The organism is Pseudomonas sp. HD57-3 (genome assembly GCF_056113135.1).
Genome location: NZ_CM148568.1, coordinates 5,462,806 through 5,477,432, shown reverse-complemented (window position 1 = coordinate 5,477,432; position 14,627 = coordinate 5,462,806). Strand labels below are relative to the sequence as shown.

At 59.3% G+C, this 14,627-nt stretch carries 10 protein-coding genes; 7 read left to right on the top strand and 3 right to left on the bottom strand.

Translation table 11 applies throughout. The annotated features are described in order from the left end of the window. Positions 1 to 16: 16 nt before the first annotated feature. Complete coding sequence (locus tag AC0R79_RS24755; protein WP_474732002.1) at positions 17 to 802, bottom strand: siderophore-interacting protein; 786 nt, start codon at positions 800 to 802, stop codon at positions 17 to 19. Beyond that, positions 799 to 1,374 carry a PadR family transcriptional regulator gene (locus tag AC0R79_RS24750; RefSeq protein WP_011335784.1) on the bottom strand — a complete coding sequence of 192 codons (576 nt, stop codon included), beginning with the start codon at positions 1,372 to 1,374 and terminating at the stop codon, positions 799 to 801. Before AC0R79_RS24750 ends, AC0R79_RS24755 begins: the two co-directional genes overlap by 4 nt. 493 nt (positions 1,375 to 1,867) lie before the next feature. Between AC0R79_RS24750 and AC0R79_RS24745 the strand changes: the two genes are divergently transcribed. The 7 genes from AC0R79_RS24745 (at position 1,868) to AC0R79_RS24715 (ending at position 9,373) form a co-directional block, all read left to right on the top strand. Beyond that, positions 1,868 to 2,362: a CS1 type fimbrial major subunit gene (locus AC0R79_RS24745; protein ID WP_127799732.1), complete on the top strand. Its 495-nt coding sequence runs from the start codon at positions 1,868 to 1,870 to the stop codon at positions 2,360 to 2,362. A 109-nt stretch (positions 2,363 to 2,471) separates the two neighbouring features. Continuing rightward, a complete protein-coding gene (locus AC0R79_RS24740; RefSeq protein ID WP_375747831.1) occupies positions 2,472 to 4,994 on the top strand; it encodes a CS1-pili formation C-terminal domain-containing protein in 2,523 nt (840 codons plus the stop codon). A 2-nt stretch (positions 4,995 to 4,996) separates the two neighbouring features. Further along, a complete protein-coding gene (locus AC0R79_RS24735; protein WP_375747830.1) occupies positions 4,997 to 6,214 on the top strand; it encodes a hypothetical protein in 1,218 nt (405 codons plus the stop codon). A gap of 44 nt (positions 6,215 to 6,258) precedes the next feature. Continuing rightward, on the top strand, positions 6,259 to 7,002 hold the full coding sequence (locus AC0R79_RS24730) for a molecular chaperone (RefSeq protein ID WP_127799726.1): 744 nt from the start codon (positions 6,259 to 6,261) through the stop codon (positions 7,000 to 7,002). Positions 7,003 to 7,034: 32 nt separating this feature from the next. Further along, complete coding sequence (locus tag AC0R79_RS24725) at positions 7,035 to 7,535, top strand: CS1 type fimbrial major subunit (RefSeq protein WP_474731999.1); 501 nt, start codon at positions 7,035 to 7,037, stop codon at positions 7,533 to 7,535. A gap of 32 nt (positions 7,536 to 7,567) precedes the next feature. Then, a complete protein-coding gene (locus AC0R79_RS24720) occupies positions 7,568 to 8,071 on the top strand; it encodes a CS1 type fimbrial major subunit (RefSeq protein WP_375747829.1) in 504 nt (167 codons plus the stop codon). A gap of 51 nt (positions 8,072 to 8,122) precedes the next feature. After that, positions 8,123 to 9,373 carry a hypothetical protein gene (locus tag AC0R79_RS24715; RefSeq protein WP_127799722.1) on the top strand — a complete coding sequence of 417 codons (1,251 nt, stop codon included), beginning with the start codon at positions 8,123 to 8,125 and terminating at the stop codon, positions 9,371 to 9,373. Positions 9,374 to 9,435: 62 nt separating this feature from the next. On the opposite strand, the gene AC0R79_RS24710 is transcribed toward AC0R79_RS24715, so the two are convergent. Continuing rightward, positions 9,436 to 14,412, bottom strand: coding sequence for an NEL-type E3 ubiquitin ligase domain-containing protein (locus tag AC0R79_RS24710; protein ID WP_474731997.1), 4,977 nt, complete (start codon positions 14,410 to 14,412; stop codon positions 9,436 to 9,438). Positions 14,413 to 14,627: the final 215 nt, after the last annotated feature.

The following is a 14,627-nucleotide window of genomic DNA, read 5'->3' as shown; positions in this document are numbered from 1 at the left end:
GCGCCGCCGCTCGTAATCACTCTTCTTCGGAGCCTTCGGCGCGCCAGTAGCCTACGGCTTTGACGAACTGCTCATCCAGCCCGTGCTCATCAAGCAGCACTCGGCGGATCTGCCGCGAGACTTTGGTTTCCGTCGCCACCCACGCGTACAGATTGCCCTTGGGCACCTGCAACTGTTTGACGGTCGTCAGCAGATTGTCCTTGCCACCTTCGCGCAATACCCAGATCACGTTGACCTGCGCCGCACTTTCCAGGGTTTGCTGCTCCTTGCCGTTTTCCACCTCGATCACCACCAACGCCTTGCGATTGGCTGCCAGGCCTTCTAGGCGGCGGGCGATGGCGGGCAGGGCGGTTTCGTCGCCGATCAGCAGGTAGCTATCGAAGATGTCCGGCACGATCATCGAGCCACGCGGGCCGCCGATATGCAGGAATTGCCCCGGTTTGGCCTGCTCGGCCCAGGTCGAGGCAGGGCCGTCGCCATGCAGGACGAAATCGATGTCCAGCTCCTGCTTGTCGAGGTCGTAACGGCGCGGGGTGTAGTCGCGCATTTCGGGCATCGGCACATCGCTCTTGCCGCCGCCGAGCACCAGGGTTTCCAGCGCGGCGGTCTGTTCGGCGTTCTGCGGGAACAGCAGCTTGACGTGATCGTCGGTGCCCAGGCTGATGAAGCCGGCCAGTTCCGGCCCGCCGAGGGTGATGCGGCGCATGCGCGGGGTCAGGTCGACGACGCGCAACACTTCCAGGCGGCGACGTTTGATTTCGTGCATCACACGATGGATGCCTTGGGTCTGTACTTCAGTCATTCGGCTTTCTCCGGGGCAGATTGAACGGCGGGGCCGTCGACGATGGCTTTGGCGGTGTCGTTGAGCAGGTCGCGCACCCGCAGGATTTCTTCCGGGCTCCAGCGCCCGTGGTGCATCTGCAGGGCATGACGCAGGTTGTGCACCGCCTCATGGATTTCCGGCGGCCGGTCGTGGCCGCGCAGCGAGCGCTTGCTGACGTCGATGCGCATGCGCACGCCGTCCAGCGCCACCGCTTGTTCGCTGAGGGATTGACGGCCGGCATCGGTTACCGCGTAGCGCTTTTTGCCGCCTTCGGCGTCGCCGGTGATCATTTCGCTTTCTTCGAGGAATGTCAGGGTCGGGTAGATCACGCCCGGGCTGGGGCTGTACGCGCCGTCGAACATGGTTTCGATCTGGCGGATCAGGTCGTAGCCGTGGCACGGCTGCTCGGCGATCAGCGCCAACAGCAGCAATTTCAGATCGCCCGGGGCAAAGACCCGTGGGCCGCGACCGCCGCGCTCGCGGCCGTGGCGTTTTTCGAAGCCGTCACGGCTGTCGCCGTGGTCGCGGTGGGGGGAATGATGGTCTCTCATTTCAGTCTTCTCTCGTCGTGTTTAGATACAACTTAAGATATATCTTTACGGCTGGGCAAGGGCTTTTTGCCGCAGAGCTGACGAGTGGTCAACGGCGAGAAAGGCGCTCCGACGGAGGGACCGCCATGGCTTGTTGATCGAGACAGGAATAACCGGAAAGTTAAAGCTATCACTCTATTAATACTTGAGCTTATATTCTAAAAAGATTAGAAAGTGCTGACCGGTATTGTCGAAGCTGCTGTAACTTTTTTCATGAATAACTGTAGGTAGGGAATGTCTTACAGCTACTTTTATATATTTTTATTTTTTGATGTTTTTTCTTTCGTGTCGCGAGGTTGTTGAACTACAAGCTCGTGGGAAGTTGCCTGCTTACATTCTTGAGACAAGCGTCGATCATGCCCCGGCGTTGAACTTCCATGTTTCGGTACTTATCGACCGGTGTGACATGAACTTCAATGTTCCGATTCCTTAAAAAGAAAACAGGTACTGACCGATGTTCAAGAAAATCGCAATCACCGCTTCTCTCGCTGCCCTGGCCCTGAGCTCGTCCGTGACCTTCGCTGCCGGTGAAGCCCGTCACTCCATCAGCCTGATCGCCCACGTACCGACCAACGGTTTCTACGTGGTGCCGACCGACTCCGACCTGGTCAACAAAGACCAGGACATGAGCTTCCAGCCAAGCACCGGCAAGATGCGTGAAGTCAATGGCTTCTTCGATGTGCGCAATAACAACGGTTCTGTGCATGCCAGCCTGGAAAGCGTGCCGAAACTGATCTCCGGCGCCCAGGCGATCGATCTGCAAGTGCTGTTCAACAACAAGGAACTGACCCTGACCCCGCAAATGGTCGTGGGTGAGTCGGAGTCTGACGTCAACTATCGCGCGCCGCTGAAAATCAGTGCCAAAGGCAGCACTTTCCAGCCGGGTGATTACACCGGTGTTGTCGCCATGACTTTCGATGCCGTGCCGCCGATCGGTGGTGGCAAGTAATCGGTTGATCTGCACTCAACGCAGCTTGCCAGAGTCGCGTTCCCCGGCGGGATAAGCAGCAGTGTCTGTTCCGCCGGACTTCAACTTTTGTAAATCAGAGTACGAGTTCATGTTCCCGATGACACCCGTCGCGGCTGCGCTTGCGCTGTTGTTTTGTGCCAACGCAGCGGCCGCTTCCGAACCCGCCGGCACGACTCCGCGCAGTCTGCTGGCGCAGGCCAAAGGTTTGCCGGCAGATTTCGAAGAGCACTTTTTCGATGTGCCGCTGGCGGTGCGGGTCGAACTCGACCAGCAACCGCTGGGGGAAGCCATGGTGGTGTTGTCCCGCGATGATCGCGTCACGTTGCTGGAATTCACTGACACCAGTGAAAACCGCTACACACCCGCCGAACGCGAGAAGTGGGCGGCCTATCTCAAACCTGGCGTGCCGCTGGGCGCGTGCACCGGCTCCTGCCCCGATCAGGTGCTGGCGGTGCATTACAACCTGGAAAATTCGTTGCTCTCGGTTCTCACCGAGAACGCTGAGCGTGACCTGGAAACCAAGCGTTTCTATGACCAACCCGAAGACGGCAGCAGCGGGCTGATGGTGCGAAACCAGCTCAACCTCAATGGCGGCCAGGATCAGGATCTGGGCGGACGTTTTGGCCTCGAAGCCAGCGGCAGCCTGGGCAACTGGAGCCAGACCTTCAACATGCAAATGGCTCGCCTCGGCGGCCCGGACGACAAGCTCTATCACGCCGTCCACGAGCTCTACACCCAGCGCGAACTGCAAGGCAATTTCTTTCGCCTGGGCTATTTCACCCCCAATTCCGAAGGGCTGACCCGCCAGCCGCGCACGTTCGGCACCAGCCCTGACACGGCGGTCGGCGTGATGTACGGCAGCTCCGACAGCCTGGCGATCAACAACGCAGCGCCCAGCGTCTACCCGATTTACGTCACCGCCAATCGCCAAGGTTCGGTGGAGATCTGGCGCGACGGTCTGCTGATCAACACTCAATCGATACCCGCCGGTTTGCAGACCCTCGACACACGACCGCTGCCCGGTGGCATTTACGAGGTGGAAGTGCGGTTGATCGAAGACGGCCAGATCACGTCCAGTACCCAGGAGCTGGTGTACAAGCCCAGCAACTGGCGCAACCTCGACGAGCGCTGGCGTTACAACCTGTTTGCCGGCGAAGAACAGAAACTGCTGAGCAACTGGGATCAACAGTCCAGCGGCAGTCCTACGGCGGGCGCCTCGCTCAACTACCTGCTGCACCCGCGAGTGATCCTCGGCCTGTCGGCGCGGCAGATTCGCGAAAAGCTGCAATACGGTACGTCCATCGACTGGACCTTGGCCAATCACATCAGCCTGTATGCCAACGTCTACAAGACCGAGGATCACGGCACCGGCCTCGATTTGCAGAGCCTGTACAACTACGGTTCCGGCAGTCTGGTGATCAGCCACAACCGCAGCTGGCTCGACACCACCGACCAGTACGAAACCCTGCCGGACGGCACCCGGGTGCGTCAGCGCAATGTGTTCATCGGCGAAACCAGCAACTCGTCGCTGGCGCTCAACCACCGGCTCAACAGCCGCAATTCGCTCAACGCACGGGTCTCCCACAGCGAAGGCAATGTCGAAGGCGTCGGCGTGGATCTGGGCTGGACCCGGCGCAGCGAACTGTTCGGCAATGACGCCAACTGGCGCTTGTCGCTGTTCGATCGACCGGGCAGCTACAGCAGTGGCGATGCGCGTAATCGCGGGGTCGACTTGAGCCTGAACATGGCGCTGGGCGCGCCCGGCGAGCAGATCACCGGCAGCATCGGTTCGCGCACCGACCGCGACGGCGGGCGTGACAACAACGCTTCGATCGGCTGGCGCAAGGACCTCAAGGGCCACGTCCTGCAGAACGTCTCGGTGACGGCGTTGACCGACACCTATGGCATCGGCGCGTCCGGCCTGGCCAACTTTCGCACCGACACGATCAATGGCGACGGCTTCATCCAGCGCTCGTCCTACAACGGCAATTTCACCGGCGGTCTCAACCTCGACAGCACGCTGGTGGTCGGCGGCCAGCAGATGCTCATGACCAGCGAATACGAAATGCGCGGGGCCGGGATGATTGTCGACGTCGAGTCGGACATCGAGGGCATTGCCTTGCGCGCCGACGACTTCAGCGGCGGCAGCGCAGCGCTGAAACCGGGGCGCAACTTCATCCCTATCACGGCGTACCAGAACAGCTCGGTGAGCTTTGACTTCGAAGGCAACAGCGTGCCTGCGGCGACCATCGAACCGGCGCGTACCCGTTACCACCTGAACAAGGGTGGGGTCGACTACCGCAAGATCCGTGTGATGAAAACCCTGACCGTGCTCGGTCGGCTGGTCAACGAACAGGGCCAGCCGCTCAAGGGGCATCACGTGATCAACCACGCCAGTCGCGGGGTGACCGAGGTCGACGGGTTCTTCTCGATGGAAATGAACGCCGGATCGCCGACCCTCGAGGTGCGCCAGGATAACCGCCTGCTGTGCCAGTTCCGCCTCGAGGCGGATCAGCACCGCAGCGAAAACAATGTGTTGATGATCGGGGATCTGCGTTGCACACCGGACACCCTGGCCGATGCGACCTCTACCGATCAGAAGGCGGGTTGAGCGTGAAAAAGCTAACCGTATTCATGGCCTTGATCGCGGCACTGAGCCTGCCTTCGGTCGAGGCGGCGAATCAGGAAATCAGGGCATTGTTCCAACCCGACTCCTCGCAGCCGAACAAGAATGTGTTCGTCAACAAGACGCCAAACAGTGGTTATTGCGCGGATTTCCCGAGTGAGTGCGCCAGCAACGGCATGTTCAGCATCCGGGTGCCGATTCGCTTCAGTACGTTTACCCCGCTGTTTTCGTCCAATGGTGTCTGGGTGAAAGTGCCCGCCGCCTGGCAAGTCCTGAACGTAACCAATCAGCAGACCCAGCAGACGCGTCCGGTAGAGGTCCGAATCAGCGGAATCGGCTCGCGCTTTCGCTTGAGCAAGCCCGTCACCGAGTTGACAGGCGAGTCTGATGTGGGGGAGGCGCATCGCAAACTCTGGGAGGGCAGTTCCTGGGTCTACGCCGCGCCCCCCTGCCTCTATAGCGGATGGGGTCTTCCTTCACCGACGACTTATCAGTTTTTCTGGAAGACGCCCGTGCAAGGCAGCTGTATCAAGACTGCCGCGATGGATGTCGGGCATATGGATTTCGAGTATCTCGATATCGCCTACGAGTTGCGCACTCCCGATCCGTTGACCATGCCGACCGGTACGTACACCGGCGCATTGACCTATAGCGTCGGAGCGGGTGGCGCGGACTTCAACATGGGGCCCTTTTTTCGTGCGGATGACTCCAGCCTGACCCTGGACTTCGTGCTCGACGTTCATCACGCCCTGAAAGTCGATCTGCCACCCGGCGGCGACAAGGTGACGATGGAACCGGTTGGCGGATGGCAACGCTGGATCGACACGGGGCGCATGCCGACCGAGATCTATCGCGACCAGCAGTTTTACCTGTCGGCCTCGTCACCCTTCAAGGTGATGATGATCTGCAACTCGCTGGGCGGCACTGAGTGCGGCATCGGCAACAACGAAGTGGGCTTTTCCAAGTTCGAGGTCAAGCTGACCCTGCCCCGAGGTATCACAGGCCCCGGCAACAGCGATGGCTGGTCCGGCACGTTGTCGCACAACACCTGGCTGGGGCCGTTCGAGCCTACTCGTTACGTTGATCGAAAACCCGGCACCTTGCGTTTCCAGATCCCTCGACGATGGATCGAATCGCTGCTCAAACCCGGCATGAACGGCACGCTGTGGGGCAACGTCACCATCATTTTCGACTCGGAAGTATGAACCTCCGGGGCTGGCCAATTTTCATTTTCACGAGGTTGAATTCCATGACTCGAATGTTTTTGCTGATGCTGTCCGGCCTGTGTTGCCTGACTGCCCATGCCGGGCCGCAGATCAATGTCGGCACCGTGTACGACTATCTCGACGGCGACAAAAGTACGTACCTGAAGCGTGTTTTCAACAGCGGTGACAGCACCGCTTTCGTCAAGATCAATGTGCTGGAAATCGTCTATGACGCCGACGGCAAACCGCAGGAGATTCCCGTGGTCAACGCGGCCGACGGCGCTTCGCGCAACGGCATCATGGCCAGCCCCGCGCGCCTGATCGTGCCGGCGCAGGGCATGCAGGGCACGCGCTTGCTGTACATGGGTGAGCGGGATCGCGAACGCTACTTCCGCGTGCGTTTCGTGCCGGTCGTGCCGGAAAAGGAAGACGAATTCGTGGTCTCCCAAGAGGAGCGCGAAGACTACAAAAAGTCGCTGTCGGCCGGGGTCAACGTGATGACCGGATTTGGCATCGTGTTTTTCGTGCGCCCCAAAGATGCACGTTTCGACACGGTGATCAGCGACACGGCCGAACGCTACGAGATCCGCAACAACGGCAACACGGTGATGGTGGTCGACGAATTCAAAAGCTGTTCGGTGAGCAATGAAGCCGATTGCGGCGCGACCACCAAACACCACGTGATGGCTGGCAAAAGCTTCGCCTTTGAAAAAGAAGCCGGCCGCGAATACCGCTTCAAACTGGTGGAAGGCGACAACAGGAAAGACCTCAGGGTCGCGCGCCGCTAAGGCCTCTATCCACGACGCGCCAGGTATCGATCATGAACAAGCAATGCGCCGCTGCGGCACTGATGGCTTTCACCGCCCTGATGAGTATCCCCGCTTGGGCGGTTCGGGAAGAGCTCAACTTCGAAGTGTTCCTGACCATTCCCAGTCGGGCGTTCTACGTCATCCCCGCAGAGTCGGACTGGATTCACCGCCCGCAGCGCCTGCTCTGGGATTACAACACCTCGACCCTGCGCGGCTTGCGTAAATCGTTTGACGTGCGCCATGACAGCAGTGCAATCGAAGCGCGGCTGGAAAGCACCGGACGCCTCTCCAATGGCAGGCTGGGCGAAGAGATCCTGCTGCATGTGAAATTCAACGGCGTGTTGCTGAGCGCAGACGTTCGTCCGCGCGAAGTCCTGTCGCAGGCCGAAGCGGCCGTCGGGAAGCGTGTGCTGCTGGAAATCGATCCGATCAAGCCGCTCGGCGGTTTCAAGCCAGGGGATTACGACGGCACAGTCATGCTGTTGTTCAACGCAAAGGCACCGGGAAGTTGATTGTCACCATCACCCACGCAGAGATCCCAGCCATGATCAAGCGAGTCGCCATCGTACTCTGTCTGAGCGTCCCGACATCGATCCATCCGGCGGTGTTTGCCGCCCAGGAAAAGCACACCTTCGAAGTCTCGGTGGACATTCCGACACTGGGTTTTTACGTGCTCCCCAGCGAAGCCGACTGGATCCATCGTGAGCAGACCCTGCCGTGGGATATCCACACCTCGACGTTGCTGGGGCTGCGCAAGAGCTTTGATGTGAAAACCGACGGCAGTGCCATTGAAGCGCGTCTCGAGAATTTCCCTTACCTGACCGCCGGCGGCGATTCTCGTGACAACATCGTGTTGCGCGTCAGCTTCAACGGCAAGGAACTGGCCCAGGATCCGACGCCCCGGCAAGTGGTGTCCGCAGAGGAGGCGATGGCGGGCCGTCGTGTGCAACTGGAGATCGTGCCTCGCGAGCAGGCCGGTGGCTACAAGCCGGGCGAGTACAACGGCACGGTCAATATCGTGTTCAACGTGGCGGCGCCGGCAGGATGAACAGCGCATGCCGAACAAGGACAAACGACCTGACAGGCAAGGAAATAGCCAATGGTTTCAGCTGTGCGCAAGTGCTTGAAGAACAGCGTGTTTTGCTTCTGCGGTGGCCTGCTTTCAACGTCGGCGGCTGCCATCACTCAGGAACTTCGCGCGACCTACGTCCCCGATCCCGCCAACCCGCAGAACAATGGGTTCATCAACCAGACACCGCAGAGCGGTTACTGCGGCCAGTACCCGAATGATTGTCGACGCTACGACCTTATGGGGGTTTCGTTGCCAATGCGTTTCTCGTCGGTACAGGCAATACGGCCAGAAAGCGCTGAGCGCGACGGTGCGACATTCAAGATGCCGGCGCAATGGCGCAGCCTGACGGTGCGCAATATCGTTACCGGTGAGACGCAAACCGTGGAAATGCGTATCGGTGGCTTCGGTACACGTTATGTGCTCAGTGATACGGCAAGCAATCTGACTGGCGTTTCCGGAGAATACGAAGCGCATAACGCGCTTTGGGCAAGGTCGGGATGGCACGTACCGCCCAGGCCGTGCGAACCCGGTGCAATGTCCTCTTATGGTCCGAACTTCTTTCGTTTTTTCTGGTTTACCCCCGCCGAAAACTTTTGCAGCAAACAGTCTGCATTCGTCATTCCGTGGATGTCCTACGACTATCTGGACGTGGCCTATGAGCTGCGTACACCCAATCCGCTGGGCATGTCGGCGGGAATCTATGCGGGTGAACTGACCTATGGCGTGGGTTCCGGTCAGGACATCGACACGGGCAACAACCTGTTGCCTGACACCTCCAGCCTGACGTTCAGGGTTCTTCTCGACGTGCAGCATGTGCTCAAGGTCGACATCCCGCCCGGCGGCAACAAGGTTGCGCTGGTGCCGCAAGGCGGCTGGCAGGCCTGGTTGCAGCAGGGCAGCAAACCGACCCGGCTGTTTCGCGATCAGACTTTCAATATTTCCGCGTCCTCGCGTTTCAAAATGCACTTCGAATGCGAGCACGCCGCCGTCGGTGCCTGCGCATTGCGCGATACGCTCAGCGGCGCCACCGATGCGCAGGTTTTTCTGAGTGTGAGCCTGCCCGACAGCATTTCCGATACCGCAGGCCAACCGGTGAAGCGCCGCCCCTTGAGCAACAATCCTGATGGCGTGGCGTTTCAACCTTCCAGTTTCATGCAGCGAGCACCCGCGACGCTGCACTTCGAGATTCCGGGCGTGTATGTCGAACAGATGCTCCAGCCGGGAAAAGGCAAACGCTATGTCGGCAACGTCACGGTGATCTGGGATTCGGAGGTTTAGCGCTTGGGCCCTGAAGACTTTTGCAGCGAGGCTTCAGGGCGTGATCGTTATGCAGGCGATATTCAGATTCCGGCCCTGCTCATGGCCTCCCGGGTGAGCTGGCGGCGCAGTTCCTTCTCCTGATAACCGATGTCACGAAGCAGGCGGTCATAGGTTTCGGTGCTCATTTCCATTCCGGTGAAAACCTCCTGTTCGGCAATCGGCAAGCGCTTTGCCAGGTCGCTGAGGGTGCGCCTGCGCAATGCGCGCTCGGCAGGTAACGAGTCGGTTGATTGCGCCCAGTCTCGTTGCGCGGATTTCAGCGCTTCCAGCACGTCGAGCTTTTCCATGTGCAGCTGTTTGTTGGTTTCCATTTCACCTGGCCAGTTGTTGCGCAGATAGCTTTCCCAGAACGGTAGCTCGATCATCTGATTGACCAGGCCATCGCCTTCTTCTGCCTTGAGCAAAGACTCGATAGCCTTGGCAATGGTCTGATCATCGACACCGGCGACCAGGCGATACCTCATGCCTTCGGATTGCCAGGGCAGCTCCAGTCTGGCCGCCATGCCTGTTTCGTAGGCCAGATGCACTTCGACTTCATCGGGATTGCCCGTGCGGTTCCTGATATCGGCCCGGGCAATTTCAGTGACCTGACCGAGACGCGCCGATCCTTTGGCCAGTGTCACCAGCTTGCGCTCAAGCTCGGCCTGGTTGGTCGAGTACGAGTAGGCTTCGGAAGCCAGCACCTTGACCCCCATGTTGTTGAACAGTTGCGCGCCGGCATCCTCGCAACCTTCAGGATCGGTCGACATCAAAAACAGCTCCTCGCGCAGCGGCGTGTCGATGTCCATGGCGCCAATCATCCGCCAGACGCGGTCGGTCAGTTGATCATTGGCTTTGCCGCCAGCGATGTAATCGGCCGAATGGGTCAAGTCTTCGATCACCGAGAAGAAACCGTCGGCGTTTGGCTCCCCCGCAAGGTCGTGCCAGGCCTCGGGGCGATAGGTGCCGAGCCCGGCCGTTTCGTTGCGCAGCGAGGTGTCGACGAATGCGGGCCAGCGCTCGAGCAGATCTTCCGCCGCCCTGTTATACGTCAGGCGTGGATGGATCCCCACCGAAGTCCGGTAATGTTCGTACTTGACCCGAACCGGGTCCGAGAGCCTGTTGGCGTAGACCCGGGTACGGGCGATCAGCCGCGCGTTATCGGAGCCCGGCGGCACATCCGGGATGCGCTTGAGCGCATTCGCGCCCAGATCAAGAAAGAAGCCGCGTGGCCGGGATTTTTCGAACAATCCCGGTGGCCAGCTCTCGAGGCCGGTGTCGATCAGGCTCAACACCTTGAGCCGTGGCATGCGCTCGACATTCGGCGCAAGGCTCAGCGGGTTGTGATCGAGCCTGAGGGTTTCCATGCGCGTCATGTTGCGCAGTTGCTCGACAGTGGTCGGCGTCAGGCGGATCTGGTTGTCGTTCAGGCGCAGGGTTTCCAGCAAATGCATCTTGCCGACAGGCTCCGGCAGAACTGTCAGCCCGCAGTTGCGGGCGCTGAACTGGCGCAGGTGGGGAAGGTCTTTCAACAGGCCGTTCGGTGATTGAGAAAATACCGATCCGTCCAGGTTCAGGGTTGTGACCTGATCGATCCAGGGCTTCAGCTCTTCCGGCAACTGCCGCCACCAACGCTCGATGTCCTTGGGCAACCACTCGCTGGACAGGTCCAGTCGATAGCCTTCCTGCACGCTGAGACTGCGCTCGCCGAACACCTCGGACTTGCGTTCGAAACAGTCCAGCAAGCGTTCGGCGAGAAACTGCCCGCCCTTTTGCTGGTAGTCCCAATAGGCACGTGGCACGTTGCTGTCCGGGTTTTCAGGATCCCAATCAGTCAGGTAGCGCTGACGCCAGGTTTCCAGGGTCTGCTTGAGCTGTTGAATCTCCTGCTCAAGCATCTTGATCTGTGAGTGAGGGGCACCGTTCGCTTGCAGGGATCGACTGAAAGCCAACGCCTCGGCCTGGTCGAAATGCGGATAGAGATTCTGGACTTTCTCTTCCACGCTCAACGCTTTTTTCGATTGTCCCGGCCCGCGCAGCAGCAGTTCGGTTTGCAACGGAACCTGCGCGCGAATCGGTGGACGCGCAAGCAGCGTCCTGCGCTCGGCGGGGCGCTCGGTCATGACCAGCACCCATTGTCTGAACAATTGTCCCTGGCCGGCGCGGTAACCCAGCGCGGTACGCTTGTCGGCGGGCATGGCCAGCAGGATGGCTTCATACAAGTCTGCGGCAGGATGCAGACTGTCGTTGCGCGCATCGCGCACTTCATAGCGGCCACGCTGATCCCGGACCAGCACGCGCACGATACTGGCCTGCTCGTCGCCCACACTGCAGCGAAGCGCGCCGTCATAGAAGTGCTCGCGTACTTCAATGCGCAGATCGGCGAAGGTATCGGTGCGTTGTCTCAGGACGTTGAGAATCAAGCGCTCGGTATCGGGCAGTCGCAATGCCGGTTCATACAAACCTTCAATGGCACGCGCCGCACTGATTTCAAAGGCGCTTTCCCGGGCCTGATCTTTCAGGCGCAGGGGGATGCGCTGTTCTTCGCGGATGATGGCCTGTTCGGCCGGCGTCGCTTTCTTCAGCAGCGCCTCGGCGACCCGTGAAGGCAGTGGTGGAAATTGCTGTTGCAGCAGTTGCACCTGGGCATCGCCACTATGATCTGCGGCCCGATACTGGTAATCGAAAATGTCGGGCGTACGGGTTTCCACGATATCCCCCAGCTGGTTGCGCAACACCTGTGCCCGCTGGCTTTTGGGGTATTGATGGCCGAGCAGGGACTGCATGTCTGCATCGTCGAGAAAGTCCACCAGCCGTTCCGGCAGCTCGCCGGCCAACAGGTCAGGAATGCCGATGCTCATCGTCTGTTCGGCTGTCGCTTGTGGATTGCCGTACAGGTGAAAGTTGTCGCTCGAATCAGCGGTTTCAAATACTTTCAGCGCCTTGTCGGCAGGCCAGCCGGGCATGTCCGGCACCATTCGGCTGAACCAGTAGGCAGTCGGGGCCAGCGGTTGTCCGGAACGAATCAACTGGCCGACGTTGCGGGTTTCGTCCCAGATCCGGAAACGCGTCAGGGTATCGGACAGGAGCGCCGGTGGTGGCGTGTTTTCCACGTACATCCGGCGCAGTGATTCTGGCGCGGTGCCGCTGATGCTGCGCAGGTGTTCCAGTTCGCTATCGTTGTAGCCGTCAACGCCGGGGCCCAACCGGCGCATCAGGATCGAGCCCTCCCAGTCTTGCGGTGTTTCCCCCTCGTGCACCCACGCACCCTGTTCGTTGTGGCGCAGTTGTGGCGAGTAGGCTTGTGGACGGGTCGGATGCTGGACGCGATGGCGACCGTTGCTGCGGTCATATTTCACCGCGTAGTACCGACCGTCGAGGGGCAGCAGCACTTTGTCCGCGTGGCGATACAGCCCGGATGCGGACGGTTTCGATGCGGGCGGTGGGGTAATGTCTGTTTGCGCGTAGGGCGTGAGGTCGGTGTGCCACAAGCGGATTTTTCCGTCGTGTCCCGTCACCGGTTTCATGCTTTCGACCCGTGGCGACAATTTGAGGATTTTTTGGGCGGCCTGGCCACCGACGACAAATGCCGCCAGTTGCACCACATCGTTGACGACACCGACGACATGTTGCGCAGCCTCGGCCCAGTGTTTATAACCAAGCTCCACTGCGCCTTCGACGACTTCATTGGTCAGCTGAAAAGCCGTGTAGACCAGCATCGCGACACCGACATACGGCACGAACGGCATCAGGACGAACAACGCGGCGTTGAAAATGTCGCCGGCAATCTTCAGAACGTTTTCCCACCACGCCCAGCGCGCATTGTCATCGGCGTCGGCGGTTGGCACCGCAATCTGGCGGGCGTCATTGAGAATCTTGTTGAGTCGTTGCTGAAAAAGGTACGTCCACAGCGGCGAGCTGATCGGCGGTGCGCTGAATTGCAGTTGCGGTTTCTCCACCGGTGTTTCCCGCCAGGAGGGACGCGAATCTCCCCGTTCCCGCGGATACCATTTCACGTAGCTCAGGCGTTGTTCGAGCCCGGCGAAAAAATGCCCGCGCTGCTCATGATCGACAAACTGACTGAAGAATTGCCGGTAGCTGAGTCCGGAGGAAGGTGATGTCTGGTTGGTCCGCAGCTGGCGGGTCAGCTCTTGCATGAAGTCCAGGGTCGAGGCGTATTCCTTGAGCGGGTGCTCCGGGTCATGGGGGACATAGGCAATCATTTTTTGCGAGTGTTGCGGCTGTTCCGGATCCGGCCGAATGATCAGGATGCCGGTGAAAGTCAGGTCCATCATGCCCAGGTCGCAGACCCGCATCGCCTGGCCGTCCAGCAGCAGATTCTGACGGCCAAGCAGCACTTCGCGGATCAGCCCATGGGCGCTGTGACCAATGTCTTTTTTGAGCCGGGCCATTTGCGCGGCAGCCTTGAGCGTCGCTTGCAGGCTTTGCTCGACCCGGGTGCGCAGGTACGTTTCGGCCACCGGTTCCTTGTCCAGCAGAATGCTCTCGAGATGGCGCTTGTAGAGCGCGCCAATGTCCAGCTCCCGGCACAACGCCTGAAACTGGCTCACGCTTATTTTCTGGTTGATCGGCGAGGGGTCGAACAAGTCGCGTGCGACATCGGTTTTGATAATGAAGGTCGAATAATGTTGATAGCGCTCGTCGCGTGCGAAGTTATGCAATGCCGCATCAAGCATCGAAACGGTTCTGGCCTTGGAGCCTTTGCTGAAGTTGTGGACGTACCAGGGCGTTTGAGCCGAGGTATACAGTCTCAGGTAGGTGTTCTTGACGTCGATATCGATCTGGAACTGTTCGAGCAGCTTTGCCTTGAGCAAGGGTTCGGCGAATGCGTACACATCCTGAAGTCGTCCGAGCAGGCGATCGATACGGTTCTGTGCGCCCCACGCCTTTCGGTTATCGGCGGACATTCGTTCCAGCTCGTTGGCCGAAGTCTCGATCATCCATGGTTCAAGCTGCAGAGGCGTGTTGCTCAGCGCCTGGGCCCGATGTAACTGCATATCGCTGAACACCGGATCGATGCGCGATTTAATTAAGTCGTAATGTTGCCCTTTATATATGGATGTTGCAGTCATGGTGCAGGCCTTGAATAAGTAAAAAATTCTCAGCCTAACGTTCAATGAGCGGATTAATTAGTTTAAAAGCCTGCTGCCGAAGTGTCGGGTTAATACCTGATTTATTGAATATTGGAATGCATAAAATACATAACTACTAC